This window comes from Paenibacillus lycopersici, assembly GCF_010119935.1.
Lineage (GTDB): Bacteria > Bacillota > Bacilli > Paenibacillales > Paenibacillaceae > Paenibacillus_Z > Paenibacillus_Z lycopersici.
In genome coordinates this window covers 1,388,617-1,402,166 of record NZ_CP048209.1, presented here as the reverse complement: position 1 = coordinate 1,402,166, position 13,550 = coordinate 1,388,617, and the positions used below count along the sequence as shown (strand labels likewise).

Here is a 13,550-nt window from a genome sequence, read left to right as displayed (position 1 = left end):
CCCTTTGGCTCGTATGACTTCTTTGCTCGTATGACTTCGAAACTGCCCGGGGACAGTTTTCATAAGCATAGCAGAGAGATTTCCCAGTTGTAAATGCACTTCTGGTTAATCGCGAAAAGGCCGTGCCGGGAGCGTTCCGCTCCGTTCGACACGACCTGTCTTGCGCATTATGGTCAAACTACGGCAAAAGCTTACAAAATCCGCGCCGCGCCGCAGCTTCTGAACGCCGCCTCCGCCGCCCCGCCCCGGGTCAAGTCCGGTCCGCCGTTCGTCCCGTCGCTGCCGGTCTCGGCCGCGACGATGATCGCCCCGTCCGCGAGCGCATGGCGGCATTCGTCGACATCCTCGCCCGGCACGCCGAGATCGGACAGCATGCTGTTCACGCCGGAATCGTCGTCCAGGAAAGCGCCGGCCATCACGAACGACGTGCCCGGATAGGCGAATCCGCCCGTGAACGTTCCTGACATGCCCATGCCTTGCGACGCGTACATCGGCGCGATGATGCGGGGATCGCCAAGCCCGTGCTGATCGACGGACGCGCGCGCATCCGACAAGTCCTGCAGCTCGTCCGCATGGACGTTCGTCTCCGACTCGATCCGGCGCGAGTGCTCCTTGTCCTTGGCGACCACGGTCAGCTCCGTCTTGGTGAAGCCGGCTTGTTCCAACGCCTGGACCGCTTGGATCGCATCGTTCTCCGTTTCGAATATCGCGACTTTATAGCTCATCTCATTCGCCTCCATTTTGTTCGGGTATGGTTGGTATACCCTAATTTTGGCGAATTCAATCGGCGCGTATCGCGTGGGCGGCGGAACTCGCCCGGATTGCGGCCCTGCGTTCAAACAGCTGATTGCCGGCACGTCAGCCTCCGCATAACCAAAAGACTGCCGCTCCCAGTCCCCTTGCACGTATTCACGCCGGACTGTGCAGACTGTCACGCCTGCTCTCAACCGCTAACGAACCGTATTGGGCTTATAGCCGCCGATTCCGGCCTCAACCGATTTCCAGCTCGGGTTTCCAATGCTCCTGCACGTTTTCGCACCGGAACGCGTCGGCTATCTCGCTTGCTCTCAGCCGCTAACGAACCGTGGTTGACTTACAGTCGCCACTTCCGGCCTCAACCCATTTCCGGCTCTTCCAGCTCCGATTTCCAACGCTCCTGCACGTTTTCGCGCCGGAACGTGCCCGCTATCTCGCCTGCTTCAACCGCTAACGAACCGTATTGGGCTTATAGTCGCCAATTCTGGCCTCTCACCCGATTTCGGGAACTCAAGCGGCGCTAATAGGGCGCCGACCCTCGAATATGCACCCTTTCGCCCGCATTAACACCTCTGGGATTCCTTACGTATCCCTTGGACCGCTTCCAGACCAAATAAGGCTTACTGGATTCTTAAAGCATACGCGCGGTATCGGCTCCTGCCGCTGGCCACGAACAGCAGTAGACTAAAGTCGCCGATCCTGGCCTCTCAGCCGATATCCAACGCTCCTGCACGTTTTCGCACCGGAACGTGCCCGCTATCTCACCTGCTCTCAGCCGCTAACGAACCGTAGTAGGCCTATAATAGCCAATTCTAGCCTCTCACCCGACTTCGGGAACTCAAGCAGCGCTATTAGGGCGCCGACCCTCGAATATGCACCCTTTCGCCAGCATCAACACCTCTGGGATTCCTTACGTATCCCTTGGACCGCTTCCAGACCAAATAAGGCTTAATGGATTCTAAGAGCATATGTGCGGTAGCGGCTCCTGCCGCTGGCCACGAACAGCAGTTGCTGCTCCACGGCTCGATGAAGCACGCGCCTCGCATGCTGTACCGTGATGTGCAAATGACCGGCAAGCTCCGACGGCGCAAACGGGCGCAGCAGCCGCCTTGCGAACCGGACCGTCTCGGCTTCGAGCCAACTCAAATGTTCAGGCACATCCATGGCAACGAATTTCCCGATAAACGAGAGAACCAGCTGCTGGCAGCGCTTCGGTTCGTCAGTAATGGACAGATAAGCGATCGGCAAAAAAATCCAGTCGTCCAACGCCAATAAGCTATGCCTCCAGCACAGATCCTTGAATCACCGTACGTCGAGGTCCCTTGCATGCGGCCCGTAGCCATGAATTTCGATACCGCCCTTACTATTGCCTCCCGGCCTGTAAGCCAGATCAAGATACCTGTAACCATTGTTAAAATCCAGCACCTCCCATTCGGGATGCAGATCGTTGAAATTCCCCACGGCGGGAAACCAGACGATCCGCAGAAATTCGCGCGTGCCGTGACCGAGTCCCTTTTCCAGTTTCTCAAGTCTTCTGGGATTGTTTTCTTTCACGATTGCCGCGTTCAGCCAGTTCTCGTAAGCTTCGTCAAAATGCTTGATGATGCATCACGTCCTCTCTCAGTCAGGCCGCCAGTCCGAAAAAGCAAAAACGCCGCTTGGATGCTCCCGCCCTGAAAGGCGCCGAACATATCCAAGCGGCGTGTGCTTCACGACCGTTGTGGTATGGCTTCATTGTACCAACAAGGGCCGATATTTTTCAATCATGCATTTGTTCAATTCTTCCAGTCTACTCGAATCCCATCTACTCCAATCCCATCTCCACCAAACATTTACTTGCTTCATCTAGTTTTCTCTATACTTATATCAATTGCATCCACGACCACGGCCAGATCGCCCTCCCCTGAGCGGATCGCATTGCAGCTCCATTGCGGCATGCGGCCATATCCGTTTGCGGACGGACGTATTCGACAAGCGATATTTCTGCAATATAATAAAAGAACCAGCTCGTATGCTCGGCCGAATGCATGGCCGCTGCGGCAATCCGAGCCGGCTCGATTTCACCGCCCGGCTTGACCCTTGACCAATCGCCAAGACAATGCAAGGCCGCGCTGCAGCATGTCGAGCCGTATGATGCCTATGAACCCGTGCCGGAATGTTTCACGCCGTAGAAGCATGGGTAATCAACAGATAATGAGATATCAATACGTATACAGGAGCGTCGTTGCGATGAAGCATAATGATAAACTATTCGTTCGAACCGAAAACCAGACAGGCAAATGCACGGTCTATATCGGAGGCGAGCTGGACTTGGAATCCGCCGTCCAGATGCGGGCTGTCATGTCCCCGCTTATCGAGCTGACCGACCGTGAGCTCGTGCTGAATTTGCGCGAGCTGCATTACGTGGACAGCACGGGCATCGGCATTCTGGTGTCCGTCCTGAAAGCGCGCCATGCCAACGAAGCTCCGTTCTCCGTGGAAGCCGTGCCGCCGCATATCCGCAAGCTGTTCGACATGACCGGCATTACGCCTTTTCTAATCAAACAAGCCTAATTCGCCGCCCGCCGGCGAAGCCGAAGAAAGGATCGAGATAAACGATGAATGTACCGGAGGAAATCATCACGCTGCAAGTGCCAGCCTCTGCGGAATATATTGATTTGGTAAGGCTGACCCTGTACGGGCTGGCCGTCAAAATGGGCTTCTCCTATGAAGAGATCGAAGACATGAAGGTCGCCGTTTCGGAGGCCTGCAACAATGCGGTGCTGTATGCGTACGGCGATTTGAACGCCGGACAGGCCGCGCAAGCGCCGGCGCAGACGCCGCGGATCGAGGTGCGCCTCGTGAAGCGGTATGACGCGCTCTCCATTATCGTGAAGGACGAAGGCCGAAGCTTCGACGCCGCGGCGGCAGCCCGCAGGGCGCAGCCGGTGAACGGCAAAACGATCGATGAGTTGCAAGCCGGCGGTTTGGGGTTGTACTTGATGCAAGCTCTGATGGACGACGTGGAAGTCAACAGCGAGATGGGAACGGAAGTGGTCTTGACGAAGCGGTTGGTGAAGAGTGGTGAATTGTGATGAGCCCTCAGCCGGCCAAGCAGCACCCCATCACCGGCGCCGAGCTCATAATCGCTTATCAGGACAATCCCGACAATACGATCGCCGAACAGCTGATTACGCATTATGAGCCTATGGTTCGCATGGCAGCCGGGAAAATCTCGCGGAACCGCCCCGACCTGTACGAGGATCTCATGCAGGTCGGCCAAATCGCCCTCCTTCGTCTATTCAGTCAATTCGACAGCTCCCTTGGCATGCAGTTTGAACCGTACGCCATGAAGAGCATCATCGGACATATGAAGAACTTCCTTCGCGACAAATCCTGGTACATCCAGGTGCCGCGCCGCATCAAAGAGAAAGGCATCGCCGTGCAGCAGGTGATCGACGCGCTGACCGTCAAGCTCGAACGATCGCCGCTGATCGAGGAGATCTCCGCGGAGATGTCGCTTTCCGTCGAAGAGACGACCGAGATTCTGGCCGGCCGCGACCTGTACCATTACGTGTCGCTGGATACGCCGGTTTCGGAGGAGGACAATGCCGCCTCCCTCGGGGACTTGCTCGGTTCGCCGGGCGACGATTTCGACGACGTCGACAGGCGGCTCGACCTGCAGGCGGCACTGTCGCAGCTTAAGCCTCAAGAGCAGGAAGTGCTCCTGCTCGCTTATTCGGAAGGATTGCCGCAGCGCCAGATCGCCGAACGGATCGGCATCTCGCAGATGAGCGTCTCGCGCATTCAGCGCCGCGCCATCGACAAGCTCAAGACGCTGCTCGGCGAACAGTCCGAGGAAGTCTGAACCGCTGGCTGCATGCCCGGCACCGGTCCCACCGGCGCCGGGCATGTTTGTTTCGCTGGCGGCTATGCGCATTTGCCGGCGAATTGGATATTAATTCCGCCATCAAGTTGTGCTCCCGGGCAAATTCGCGTTATGATGGTACTAATGACTATCGCACGTACGGACAAGCAGGAGGCTCCAATACCATGATGCATCGGTTGCTGCAATTTCCATTGGAATGGGAATGGCATATGCTGCACGCTCCGCGTCCGGCCGTATCCGGTCTGACCCGCAGCAGGAAAGCCGCCCAGGGCGCCGCCGCGGAACAGAACGGGCCGGACGCCGGACCGATCGAGGCCCAGCTTGAGATCAAGCAGACGCATCCGGCGTTTGCCGCTTGGCTTCAGGAGATTGAAGGCTCCGCGCACAACCAAATAGCGGTAACCGAGCTCCCCGGAGGGAAGTCCGTCCTGCAGGGGACGCTTCTTTTTCAAGCGTCCGACGACGAATCCGACATTCAGCACCTCCACTTCCGGGTAACCAGCGACCAGCTCGTCACGTACCAGAGCGATATGCGCCTCTCCGTGCGGATGCAGAGCGAGCCTTGGTACGAGAAGCTGCATCGCTGCACGACGGCGCCCGAAGGTCTCTTCGTCCTCATCGGCAACATGCTGGAGACGTTCCATGCCGGACTGGATCGTTTCGAAACCCGCCTCGGCGAGCTCGAGCGGCAGATGAGCCGGCACAACAAGACCGGTCTCATGAACGCCATCTTCGAACGGCGGTACGAGCTGCTGCACTGGAGCCATCTGTTCATTCCGATCAAGGAAATCCAGGCCGCGGCGAAGGAAGCGTTCATGGACGAGCTCTCGGAACGGGAAGAATTCAAGCGGATGGAGCTGCGGATGGAACGCGTCCAAGGGCTGCTCGACCATTATGCGATGGAGATCGACACGCTGCTCATGATGGACGACGCCATCTCCAACTTCCGGGGCAACGACATCATGAAGACGCTCACGATCTTCACCGCCCTGTTCATGCCGGCTACGGTCATCGGCGCCGTGTGGGGAATGAACTTCAACCGCATTCCGTGGGCCGGCGAGCGCTGGGGCTTCCTCACCGTCAGCGGCGTCATCGTCGTGATCACGCTGCTCATCTACTGGTGGCTGTGGCGCAAAGGCTGGACAGGCGACCTGCTGCACGGCCGGTCGCGCGGCGACATCGTCGGCAGCTCTCTGACCGGGGACACCGACAAGGCCCCGCAGGACAGCGAGGATCGCGCATTGCCGAACCGCCGCAGCCGCAGCGCGAGAACGGGAACCAGCATGACGCTATCGACGAAAGCCGGCGCAGCCTCATCTTCGACATCGACCGAAGGAACCGGAGCGTCGGACGCTGCGGAACCCGCACCGTTGCCGTCGCGGTCGAACCGCAGGCAGATGCCGACCGAATAATGAAGGGCTAAGGACTCCTCCTCCGTAAGCGGTGCCCGAATCGAATATAAAGCAAATTTCGAGCTTCGATATAAACGCATTAATGCATCGTCGCTTGAAGGTAATTGGATAGATGGATGGCTGACGAGATTTTCCAGGGCAGCCTGACGACGTTCTCCCAGGCGGAGGACGAGACACTGCGGTTTGTAGTACTCTAGGATGTAGATAAACTGGATCACCAGTACCGGTTGCACAACCGGCACCGGCCTCAACATACAGATGAGCCTATTCCATACATGATGCGAGCTAGTCAAGGATTCGAGCAGGCTCCTGACAACTCGAGCCTTGGGTTATAGACAAACCCAGCAGCCGCTTCGCCGGCGCGGGCGGGTCTGCCGGCGTGGGCGGGTCTGCCCGACGTGGGCGGGTCTGCCCGACGTGGGCGGTCTGCCCGAACCGTCGCGACCCAGCCGTCTTCATGACGGCTGGGTCGCGGTACGCCCGTCGAACCAAGGAGGCGGACAGGAGATTCGTTATTCACTTCATAATCGCGTCTTTTCGTGTGTTGGTGGACAGGAAATCCGTTATAGCTGCCGATTTATCTGTTTTCGATGCCTTACGGGAACTATAACGTATCCTGTGTCCGCCACTGATCCCCATCGTCTGATTTCGTCCAAATAACGGAACCTCTGTCCGCCAGACCCGGAGGAGCGTAATTCTTCTTTCAACACATACGGCTGTCGAGATTTTCTAGGGCAGCCCGACAAAAAACGTCCTCCCCCAGGGAGGACGTTTTTGTCGGTTGCCATCCGGCAGCAGCAGCCGGCCGCTTTATTCGGCCAGAACGGCTTTGCCGTCTTTGGCAATCAGCGGGCCGTTGTTGAATACGACGCCGGTGTCCGGGTTCTTCGCGCCATCAACGGAGTATTGAATCACGTACGCTTTGCGCGTTCCGTCGCTCTGGTTCGGGGTGCTGCGATGGAAGAGCAGCGAGTGGAACGCCACGAGGCTGCCTTTGCGCAGCGGAACCGGCTGTCCCGGATCGTCGCCGAAGTAGCACTGCCAGCCGATGTCCGTCTTCTCGTGCTTGACGAATCCGCCGAGATGCGTTTCCGGCTTGATCCATACGCATCCGTTCTCGATCGTCGCGTCGTTGAGCGCGAGCCAGCAAGTCAAATAATGAACCGGCTCCGTCGGCACGTAACCGTTATCCTGATGCCACGGAAAATCGCGCTTCGCCTCGGGGCGCTTATACACGGATTGATCCCAATACAGCCGGATATCCGGGCCGAGGATGGTCGTCGTCAGATCGACGAAGCGCTGATCGCCGATGAACCGCTCCAATTCCGGGCTGTTATGCGTCAAATTGCAGGTGAAGTTGATTTGATTCGGGACGTTGTTGAACCCTTTCTCGCCCACGTTCAACGCTTCTTCCCCTTCGCGGTCGAAGACATCGATAATGCCCGTAATCCGGTCCATCTCTTCCGCCGTGAACAGATCTTCCAGAATGATGTACCCTTTCTCCGCGTATTGCTTCAACTGCTCTTCCGTCAACATCGCTTTCACTCCCTCAACATGAATGGCATGGCTTGTTATATCTCCATTATCAAGCACCGCCGCGTGCCGGACAATGAACGCATTCCAGCACTTCGTTGTACTTTCTCCACTTTGTTAAAGGACGATTTGGAAGAGCGGTGACGTACGGGGAGAATCCGTACAACCCGGTCCTACTTGATATCGACGATGACAATGCAGCGGTCGTCGGCTTCCGCGCCTTCCCGCAGCTCCCCGCCGAACAACGCTTCTTCGATCGCCTTGACCGGCGTCCTGCCGTCGAAGGGACGCAGCAGCTCGGTCAAGCTCGCTTCCCGGTCTTCCTCGTAATCGCTGCCGACCAAATCGTACATCCCGTCCGTGAACAGCAGAATCCGATCGCCCGGCCGGATAGCGAGCGCATGCTTCTCCGTCGCGATCTCGCTGAACAAGCCGATGGCCGCCCCGCCAAGGGCGAAGCTCTCCACCTGGCCGTCGCCGCGGATCAGCAGTCCCGGCGGATGGCCCGCATTGACATATTCCAGCACGCCCTTGTTCAAATCCACGACCATATACAGTCCCGTAAAATAATACTGGATCAGCTGGTCCGCGAACTGCAGCTGCTGCGAACGGCGGTTCAGCTCCTTGACGACCCGTTTCGGCTCCACCTGCTTCGTCATCGCTTCCTTCAGCACGGAAGCGATGAACATGCTCGCGAGCGACGAGCTGATGCCGTGCCCCATCGCGTCAATCACGGCGATACCGTACCGGTTGTCGTCGATGCGGTGCCAGGCGTACAAATCGCCGGAGAGCTCCTCCGACGGGCGGTAGATCGCATCGATCGCTATCCCCTCGTCGTCTACCGGCTGCGGCAGCGCCGCGTACTGGACTTCTCTCGCCAGCAGCAATTCCTCGTTCATGCGGCGGTCGCGTTCCTTGTGCCAATCCTTCTGCTCCTTGAGACGCAGCGCGACGCGTATGCGCGCGAGCAGCTCGATGCGATTGATCGGCTTCGTCACGTAGTCGATCGCGCCGGCGTCCAAGGATTCCGCGAGCTTCTTGGAATCGCCGATCGCGGTCACCATGATGATCGGGATATTCCTCAGACGAGGCGACTGCTGGATGTGCCGGCACGCCGTAATGCCGTCCACGCCGGGCATCATCATATCAAGCAAAATCAAATCGATGCCGTGGCTGTCGCCGCCTCCGGCTACCTTCGCGTCTTCGGGCTCGCTGCCGTCCGCGCGAAGACCGAGCAGCGCGAACAGCTCCACCCCGCTCGAAGCCGTCAGCATGTCCGAATACCCCGCCCGTTTCAAAATCTCCTTCACGACGGTGATGTTCATCGGGTTGTCGTCTACGACGGCAATGCGCATATCCCATCTCTTGGCCGTTCCGTCCGGCGCCGTTAATTTATTCATCCGCAACTCCTGCTTCCCTCAAATTTCATCTCCCTAGTTACCCCGATTGCCGTCAGTTGAATCGCCGGGACAGCCGCCTAAAGCATACCGGCCCAGACCCTCATACAATGTGATAGATGACGAAGGAGGAGCGGCCCATGAATACCGACAGCACGATGGACTTGCGGACGGCGATCTTCCTGGCGGCCGTGTGCAGTCAAACGTACGTGCAGTACGATAACGGCGGATTGTTCCTGACGCCGGATACTTATTCGCTGGTCGGACCGTTCAGCGCGGCCTCGTATGCCGGGGACGAGGAGCTGTTCGGTTTCGTGCTGGAATCCGAACGCGGCGTCATCCTCGCATTCCGCGGCACGATCTCGCCGACGGACTGGATTACGGACATGATGGCGCAGCAGACGGCTTTCAAGCCGCTCGGCAAAGGCTGCATGACGCACCGCGGGTTCACCGAGGTGTACATGTCCGCGCGCGATGCGATCTTCAAGCTGCTGAACCAGACCGCCAAGGGGAAACCGCTGTTCGTGACCGGCCACAGCCTCGGCGGCGCGCTGGCGACGCTGGCGTCGGCCGACATCGCCGTCAACCGTCCCCCGGCCAGCTTGATCACGTACACGTTCGGCGCGCCGCGCGTCGGCGATCCCGGCTTCGCGCGCAGCTACAATGCCGCCGTGCCGGTCACATACCGGGTGCAGAACGAATTCGACGTCGTGCCGCATCTGCCGCCGCTCGTGTATACCCTGCCGAAGACGGATAAGACCTATTATTACCTGCATGTCAAAGAAGAAGTACGACGGAGCTTCCGCAACGGATCCGTCGGCGGCAATCATGTGATCGGCAGCTATTTCGCCGATCTGGCCAAGGACGCGCCGGGCTTTACGGCCGCGGTCTGCTCGAGCCCGCCGGGCTGGTGCCCGCTCCGGTAGCGCGAGCCGATTCGCGCCAGGTGCCGGTCCGGTGCGGCAGCCTGCTGCGGCAGCTCTGCTTGGCGGCGCTGGCTGCCGGTGCAGCGGCTTCGCCGGCGCCCTTGGTCCGCTGCGGCAGCCCCGCCGGTCCGCGATCCGCGCCTGCCTGCTGCGACCGCTGCGCCTTGCCGTGCACCGGTCTGCGCGCCTGTCCGCTGCGGCATCTGCGCCTTGCAGGGCGCCGATATGCGCGCCTGCCTGCTGCGGCAGCCCCGCCGGTCCGCGGTCCGCGCCTGCCTGCTGCGACCGCTGCGCCTTGCAGGGCGCCGATATGCGCGCCTGCCTGCTGTGAACAGCTGCACCTTGCCGCGCGCCGGTCCTTGCCGGGACGCCGGCTCGCGCGGCTGCAGGCCCATCGCGCCGAAGCGCTAAGGCAGCCGCAGCAGCGCTTCGATCCGGCTGCGCTCGGCCTTCGGCAGCCCCTTGAAGACGAGCGCGTAGGAATGCGCGATCATGTCGTTAATCTCGCCAAGCGGAATCGAGCCGTCGACCGTGACGGTGTTCCAATGCTTCTTGTTCAGGTGATAGCCCGGCTTCACCGCTTCATGCTGCTCGCGCAGGTTCTCGGCGATCACGGGATCGCATTTCAGCGAAATCGCGTTGTCCGCGATTAACGCGAACATTTTGCCGCCGACCTTCATGACGAGCGGCTCCGGCCCGAAGGGGTAGTCCTTCTCCGCGCATTTCAAGGACAAGCAGTAATCGATTATCGGTTTCATCCTCTTCTCCTCTCCCCTCTGCTCCTATTCCCCGTTACAACCGGGTATAGCGCGCGAAAGCCGCCGCTTGCCCGTAATACGCACCGTCTTCGTCGTATAGGTTCCATACGACCGCTTGCTCGATGCGGAATTTGTTCCCGCTCGCCGCAATCCGCACGCCGCTGTAGTCGTCGATGTACCCTTTCTCCGCAACCGCATCCAGGAATCGCCGCCGCTCCGCCTGAATCATCGGCTCGGCCGTATGCCGCGACGCCATCGACGTGAACGCGGACCAGTCCATCTCCCATAGACCGAGCGCGCTCCGGTTGCCGTAATTCAGCACGGGATCCTGCTCCGTGCCGTGGGACAGCACCGTGATCGGCGCTTCGAACAGCTGCTCCGCGGCAGGCTTGTCCGCGTCCGTCGCGATCAGCGGCTTCCCCAGTAACCTCCGGTAGCTGTCCAGAATAATCGACGCATGGCGCTCTCCCGCGCCGCTGCCGGTTCGCTGCTGCATGCCTTCTCCCCCTCTGGCCATTAAAAAAACTGAAGGCGGCAATTCACCCTCAGTTCCCTTTTTGCGTTATACGCCCATTTTCTTGCGCTGGTTGTTAACCTTCTTCGTATTCTGGCTCTTCATCGTTTGCTGATTGCCGCCCGGACCGAATTTCTGCTTGCCGCCGTTCGCCTGCTCCAGCTTCTTCTGCGCGAGCTTCTGCTTCACGGCTTCGGCAAGGGATACTTTCTTCGGCTGATCCTGCGCTTGCTCCTGCGGTTCCGGCGTCGTTTGGTTTTCTGACATTGAGATCACCTCGCCTTGATTGTACTACTCATATTGTAGCGCTTTTCGGCCGCGCTTTCCAGTGGCTTTGCGCATGTTTCGCGCCGATTCCCGCGGTTTCGGCCGCCTATTCCCGCAGCGCCTCGTTCAATCTCGTGGATCTGATGTCCCGCGGCTCGCCGCGCAGCAGGCCTCGCAGCCGCACGACCTCCCGCTGCAATCGCAGCTTGTCTTCGCGCAGCGCCTTGATCTCCGCGAGCGCCGCCGCGAGACGCGCCTCCATCGGCATGTCGGCTTCGTCCGTTTCGTTCATCGCCGCTCCCCCTTTCCCTTCGGATCTGCTTGTCTAGACACTATCATACCATCTGCGGCTCGATCGCCAAAATCGTCCGGCCCGCGCAGAGCCGTCTATTCGGCTCCGGCGCGGGCCGGATGCGGGCGGATTATTTGACGGTCACGGGCACCTTCTGCGTCGTGACGAGCGTATTCTTGCTATCGTACGCCTTGACGACGACCTCGATTGTCTTGCCCTTATATGGCGCGAAATCGATCTTCGCCGTCCACGGCGGCGACATCGTCTTCCCGACGGTTTTGCCGCCGATGTCGTACGTTACCTTGGCCAGCGTCGGCGACCATGTCTTCACGTAGGCGGAGAGGTTCTGGACCGCTGCCGTTACCGGCGAGGCGGCGCTCGCCGGCCTGTACGCAACCGGCGATTCGTCGCCGACATTGCTCAGATAGAAAGGATTGTCGATCGCTTTCTTGTAGCCGTCGAGCAGCTTCCGGTTCGCGGACAGCATGTAATACTTGATCCGCGCCGAAGCGTCATGGTTGCTGTCAAAGTAGAAGACGGCCTTCACTCGCGGATAGAGCATCGGAAGCGTCGAATAGAACTCCTGCATTTTGTACACGGCCCAATCCGTTTTGTCCAGCTTCTTCTCGGGGTACATATACGAGATGCCGCCCTCGGAGATGAACACCGGCTTGCGCGCGGCGTACAGTTTGTAGATGTTGTCGAATTTATCCAGATGGCTTGAACGGTCCTCGCCCTGCTTCAGCGGATCGAGCGACGGGTCGAAGATCGAATACAGGCTGACGCCGACCCAATCGACCGCGTCATCGCCGGGATAGTACGACTGGATGTTGTACTCCGGCAGCCGGTCCGGCGCCCATACCATGGCGACGTTGTTCGGCGCTTCCTTGTGGAACACGCTCGCGACGAGCCGGAACTTCTCGATGTATTTCTTCGGATCCTCCTCATGCCATTTGACCCAGTCGCCGTTCATCTCGTTCGCGAAACGAAGGAACACCTTGACGCCGGAAGCTTCGATATCGCGGGCCAGCTGGTGCAGGTACGCATCGTCCTTGACCTCGGCCAGGCCGTTCAACGGCTGCACGCCGAGCTCGATCGCCACGCCCGCCGCGCGCGCGTGGTCGATATGGCTCTGGATGCTGGACAGCGGCTTGCCGTACGTAAAATACTCCAGGTATGCGGCATGCTTCTTGCCCGTCATCGCCGGGAATTTCTCCGTATAGAACGGATTGGCGGTCTGGGCGTTATGAACCGCCGGATCGAGCTCCGCGTAGGCGCCGAGCAGCGCGCCGTTCTTCGGTTCGAACTTCGCGCCGTGCGTGTTGCTGCCGCCGACCGCGCCGGCCGTCGTCTCGACGAACAGGCTCGCCTTGCTGCGCAGCATGTCCGCGCTGCGTTTCGCCGCGATGCTGACTTGCGTGTTGCCCGCCAAGCCGTAATATTTCGCTTCCAGATCCCAGGCCGCGACGGCGTCGTCGTATTTCTTCAGCTTCGCGTAATCGTTGCCGATCCGGAGGTACATGCCCGCGGCGTTGCCGTATTCCTTGGTCTTGATGAATTCGGGCGCGATCATATTATACTTGGCGATCGCTTCGGCATATTTGCCCTGCTCGTCAAGCTTCTGCGCTTCCTTGTAAATGCCCCATTTGTCCATCGCGTGCGCGTCCTGCGCCTTCACGGTCGTGAACGCAACGGTCGTCGCCGCCAGCAGCAGCGCAAGCTTCCTGCCGAACGACTTCGGTCTGCGGTACGTCTTCACTTCTCATTCTCCTGTCTCTGGATCGTATTCTTGCTATCAAAACCCATATTACACCAGTTAACCGCAGG

13 protein-coding genes and 1 pseudogene are annotated in these 13,550 nt (G+C 59.3%); 5 read left to right on the top strand and 9 right to left on the bottom strand.

Annotated elements, in window-relative coordinates:
• Nucleotides 1–191 precede the first annotated feature (191 nt).
• Together GXP70_RS06040 and GXP70_RS06035 are read right to left on the bottom strand one after the other, a co-directional pair.
• On the bottom strand, nt 192–725 hold the full coding sequence (locus GXP70_RS06040; protein WP_162355620.1) for a general stress protein: 534 nt from the start codon (nt 723–725) through the stop codon (nt 192–194).
• 979 nt (nt 726–1,704) lie between these two features.
• Nucleotides 1,705–2,358, bottom strand: a pseudogene (locus GXP70_RS06035) (transcriptional regulator).
• A gap of 627 nt (nt 2,359–2,985) precedes the next feature.
• On the opposite strand from GXP70_RS06035, the gene GXP70_RS06030 reads away from it, so the two are divergent.
• The 4 genes from GXP70_RS06030 to GXP70_RS06015 all read left to right on the top strand — a co-directional run bounded on the left by GXP70_RS06030 (nt 2,986) and on the right by GXP70_RS06015 (nt 6,036).
• Nucleotides 2,986–3,309 carry an STAS domain-containing protein gene (locus GXP70_RS06030; protein WP_192043421.1) on the top strand — a complete coding sequence of 108 codons (324 nt, stop codon included), beginning with the start codon at nt 2,986–2,988 and terminating at the stop codon, nt 3,307–3,309.
• 44 nt (nt 3,310–3,353) lie between these two features.
• Nucleotides 3,354–3,830 carry an anti-sigma B factor RsbW gene (gene rsbW / locus GXP70_RS06025; protein WP_162355618.1) on the top strand — a complete coding sequence of 159 codons (477 nt, stop codon included), beginning with the start codon at nt 3,354–3,356 and terminating at the stop codon, nt 3,828–3,830.
• Nucleotides 3,830–4,603: a sigma-70 family RNA polymerase sigma factor gene (locus GXP70_RS06020; RefSeq protein ID WP_162355617.1), complete on the top strand. Its 774-nt coding sequence runs from the start codon at nt 3,830–3,832 to the stop codon at nt 4,601–4,603. The genes rsbW and GXP70_RS06020 overlap by 1 nt, the downstream gene beginning before the upstream one ends.
• A gap of 185 nt (nt 4,604–4,788) precedes the next feature.
• Nucleotides 4,789–6,036, top strand: coding sequence for a magnesium transporter CorA family protein (locus tag GXP70_RS06015; RefSeq protein ID WP_162355616.1), 1,248 nt, complete (start codon nt 4,789–4,791; stop codon nt 6,034–6,036).
• Between the two features lie 810 nt (nt 6,037–6,846).
• On the opposite strand, the gene GXP70_RS06010 is transcribed toward GXP70_RS06015, so the two are convergent.
• Together GXP70_RS06010 and GXP70_RS06005 are read right to left on the bottom strand one after the other, a co-directional pair.
• A complete protein-coding gene (locus tag GXP70_RS06010; protein WP_162355615.1) occupies nt 6,847–7,572 on the bottom strand; it encodes a phytanoyl-CoA dioxygenase family protein in 726 nt (241 codons plus the stop codon).
• 170 nt (nt 7,573–7,742) lie between these two features.
• Nucleotides 7,743–8,969 (bottom strand): fused response regulator/phosphatase, encoded by a 1,227-nt coding sequence (locus GXP70_RS06005; RefSeq protein WP_225442682.1) that lies wholly within the window; start codon nt 8,967–8,969, stop codon nt 7,743–7,745.
• 137 nt (nt 8,970–9,106) lie between these two features.
• Here GXP70_RS06005 and GXP70_RS06000 point away from each other — a divergent pair, with 137 nt between their 5' ends.
• A complete protein-coding gene (locus GXP70_RS06000) occupies nt 9,107–9,892 on the top strand; it encodes a lipase family protein (protein ID WP_225442681.1) in 786 nt (261 codons plus the stop codon).
• 407 nt (nt 9,893–10,299) lie between these two features.
• Here GXP70_RS06000 and GXP70_RS05995 read toward each other — a convergent pair whose 3' ends face one another.
• The 5 genes from GXP70_RS05995 to GXP70_RS05975 form a co-directional block, all read right to left on the bottom strand.
• Complete coding sequence (locus tag GXP70_RS05995; protein WP_162355614.1) at nt 10,300–10,650, bottom strand: MmcQ/YjbR family DNA-binding protein; 351 nt, start codon at nt 10,648–10,650, stop codon at nt 10,300–10,302.
• Nucleotides 10,651–10,684: 34 nt separating this feature from the next.
• A complete protein-coding gene (locus GXP70_RS05990; protein WP_162355613.1) occupies nt 10,685–11,146 on the bottom strand; it encodes an MEKHLA domain-containing protein in 462 nt (153 codons plus the stop codon).
• A gap of 66 nt (nt 11,147–11,212) precedes the next feature.
• Nucleotides 11,213–11,431: a hypothetical protein gene (locus GXP70_RS05985; protein ID WP_162355612.1), complete on the bottom strand. Its 219-nt coding sequence runs from the start codon at nt 11,429–11,431 to the stop codon at nt 11,213–11,215.
• Between the two features lie 106 nt (nt 11,432–11,537).
• Entirely contained in the window at nt 11,538–11,723 is a 186-nt protein-coding gene (locus GXP70_RS05980; protein WP_162355611.1) for a hypothetical protein, read from the bottom strand.
• Nucleotides 11,724–11,853: 130 nt separating this feature from the next.
• Nucleotides 11,854–13,482, bottom strand: coding sequence for a glycoside hydrolase family 26 protein (locus GXP70_RS05975; RefSeq protein WP_225442680.1), 1,629 nt, complete (start codon nt 13,480–13,482; stop codon nt 11,854–11,856).
• Nucleotides 13,483–13,550: the final 68 nt, after the last annotated feature.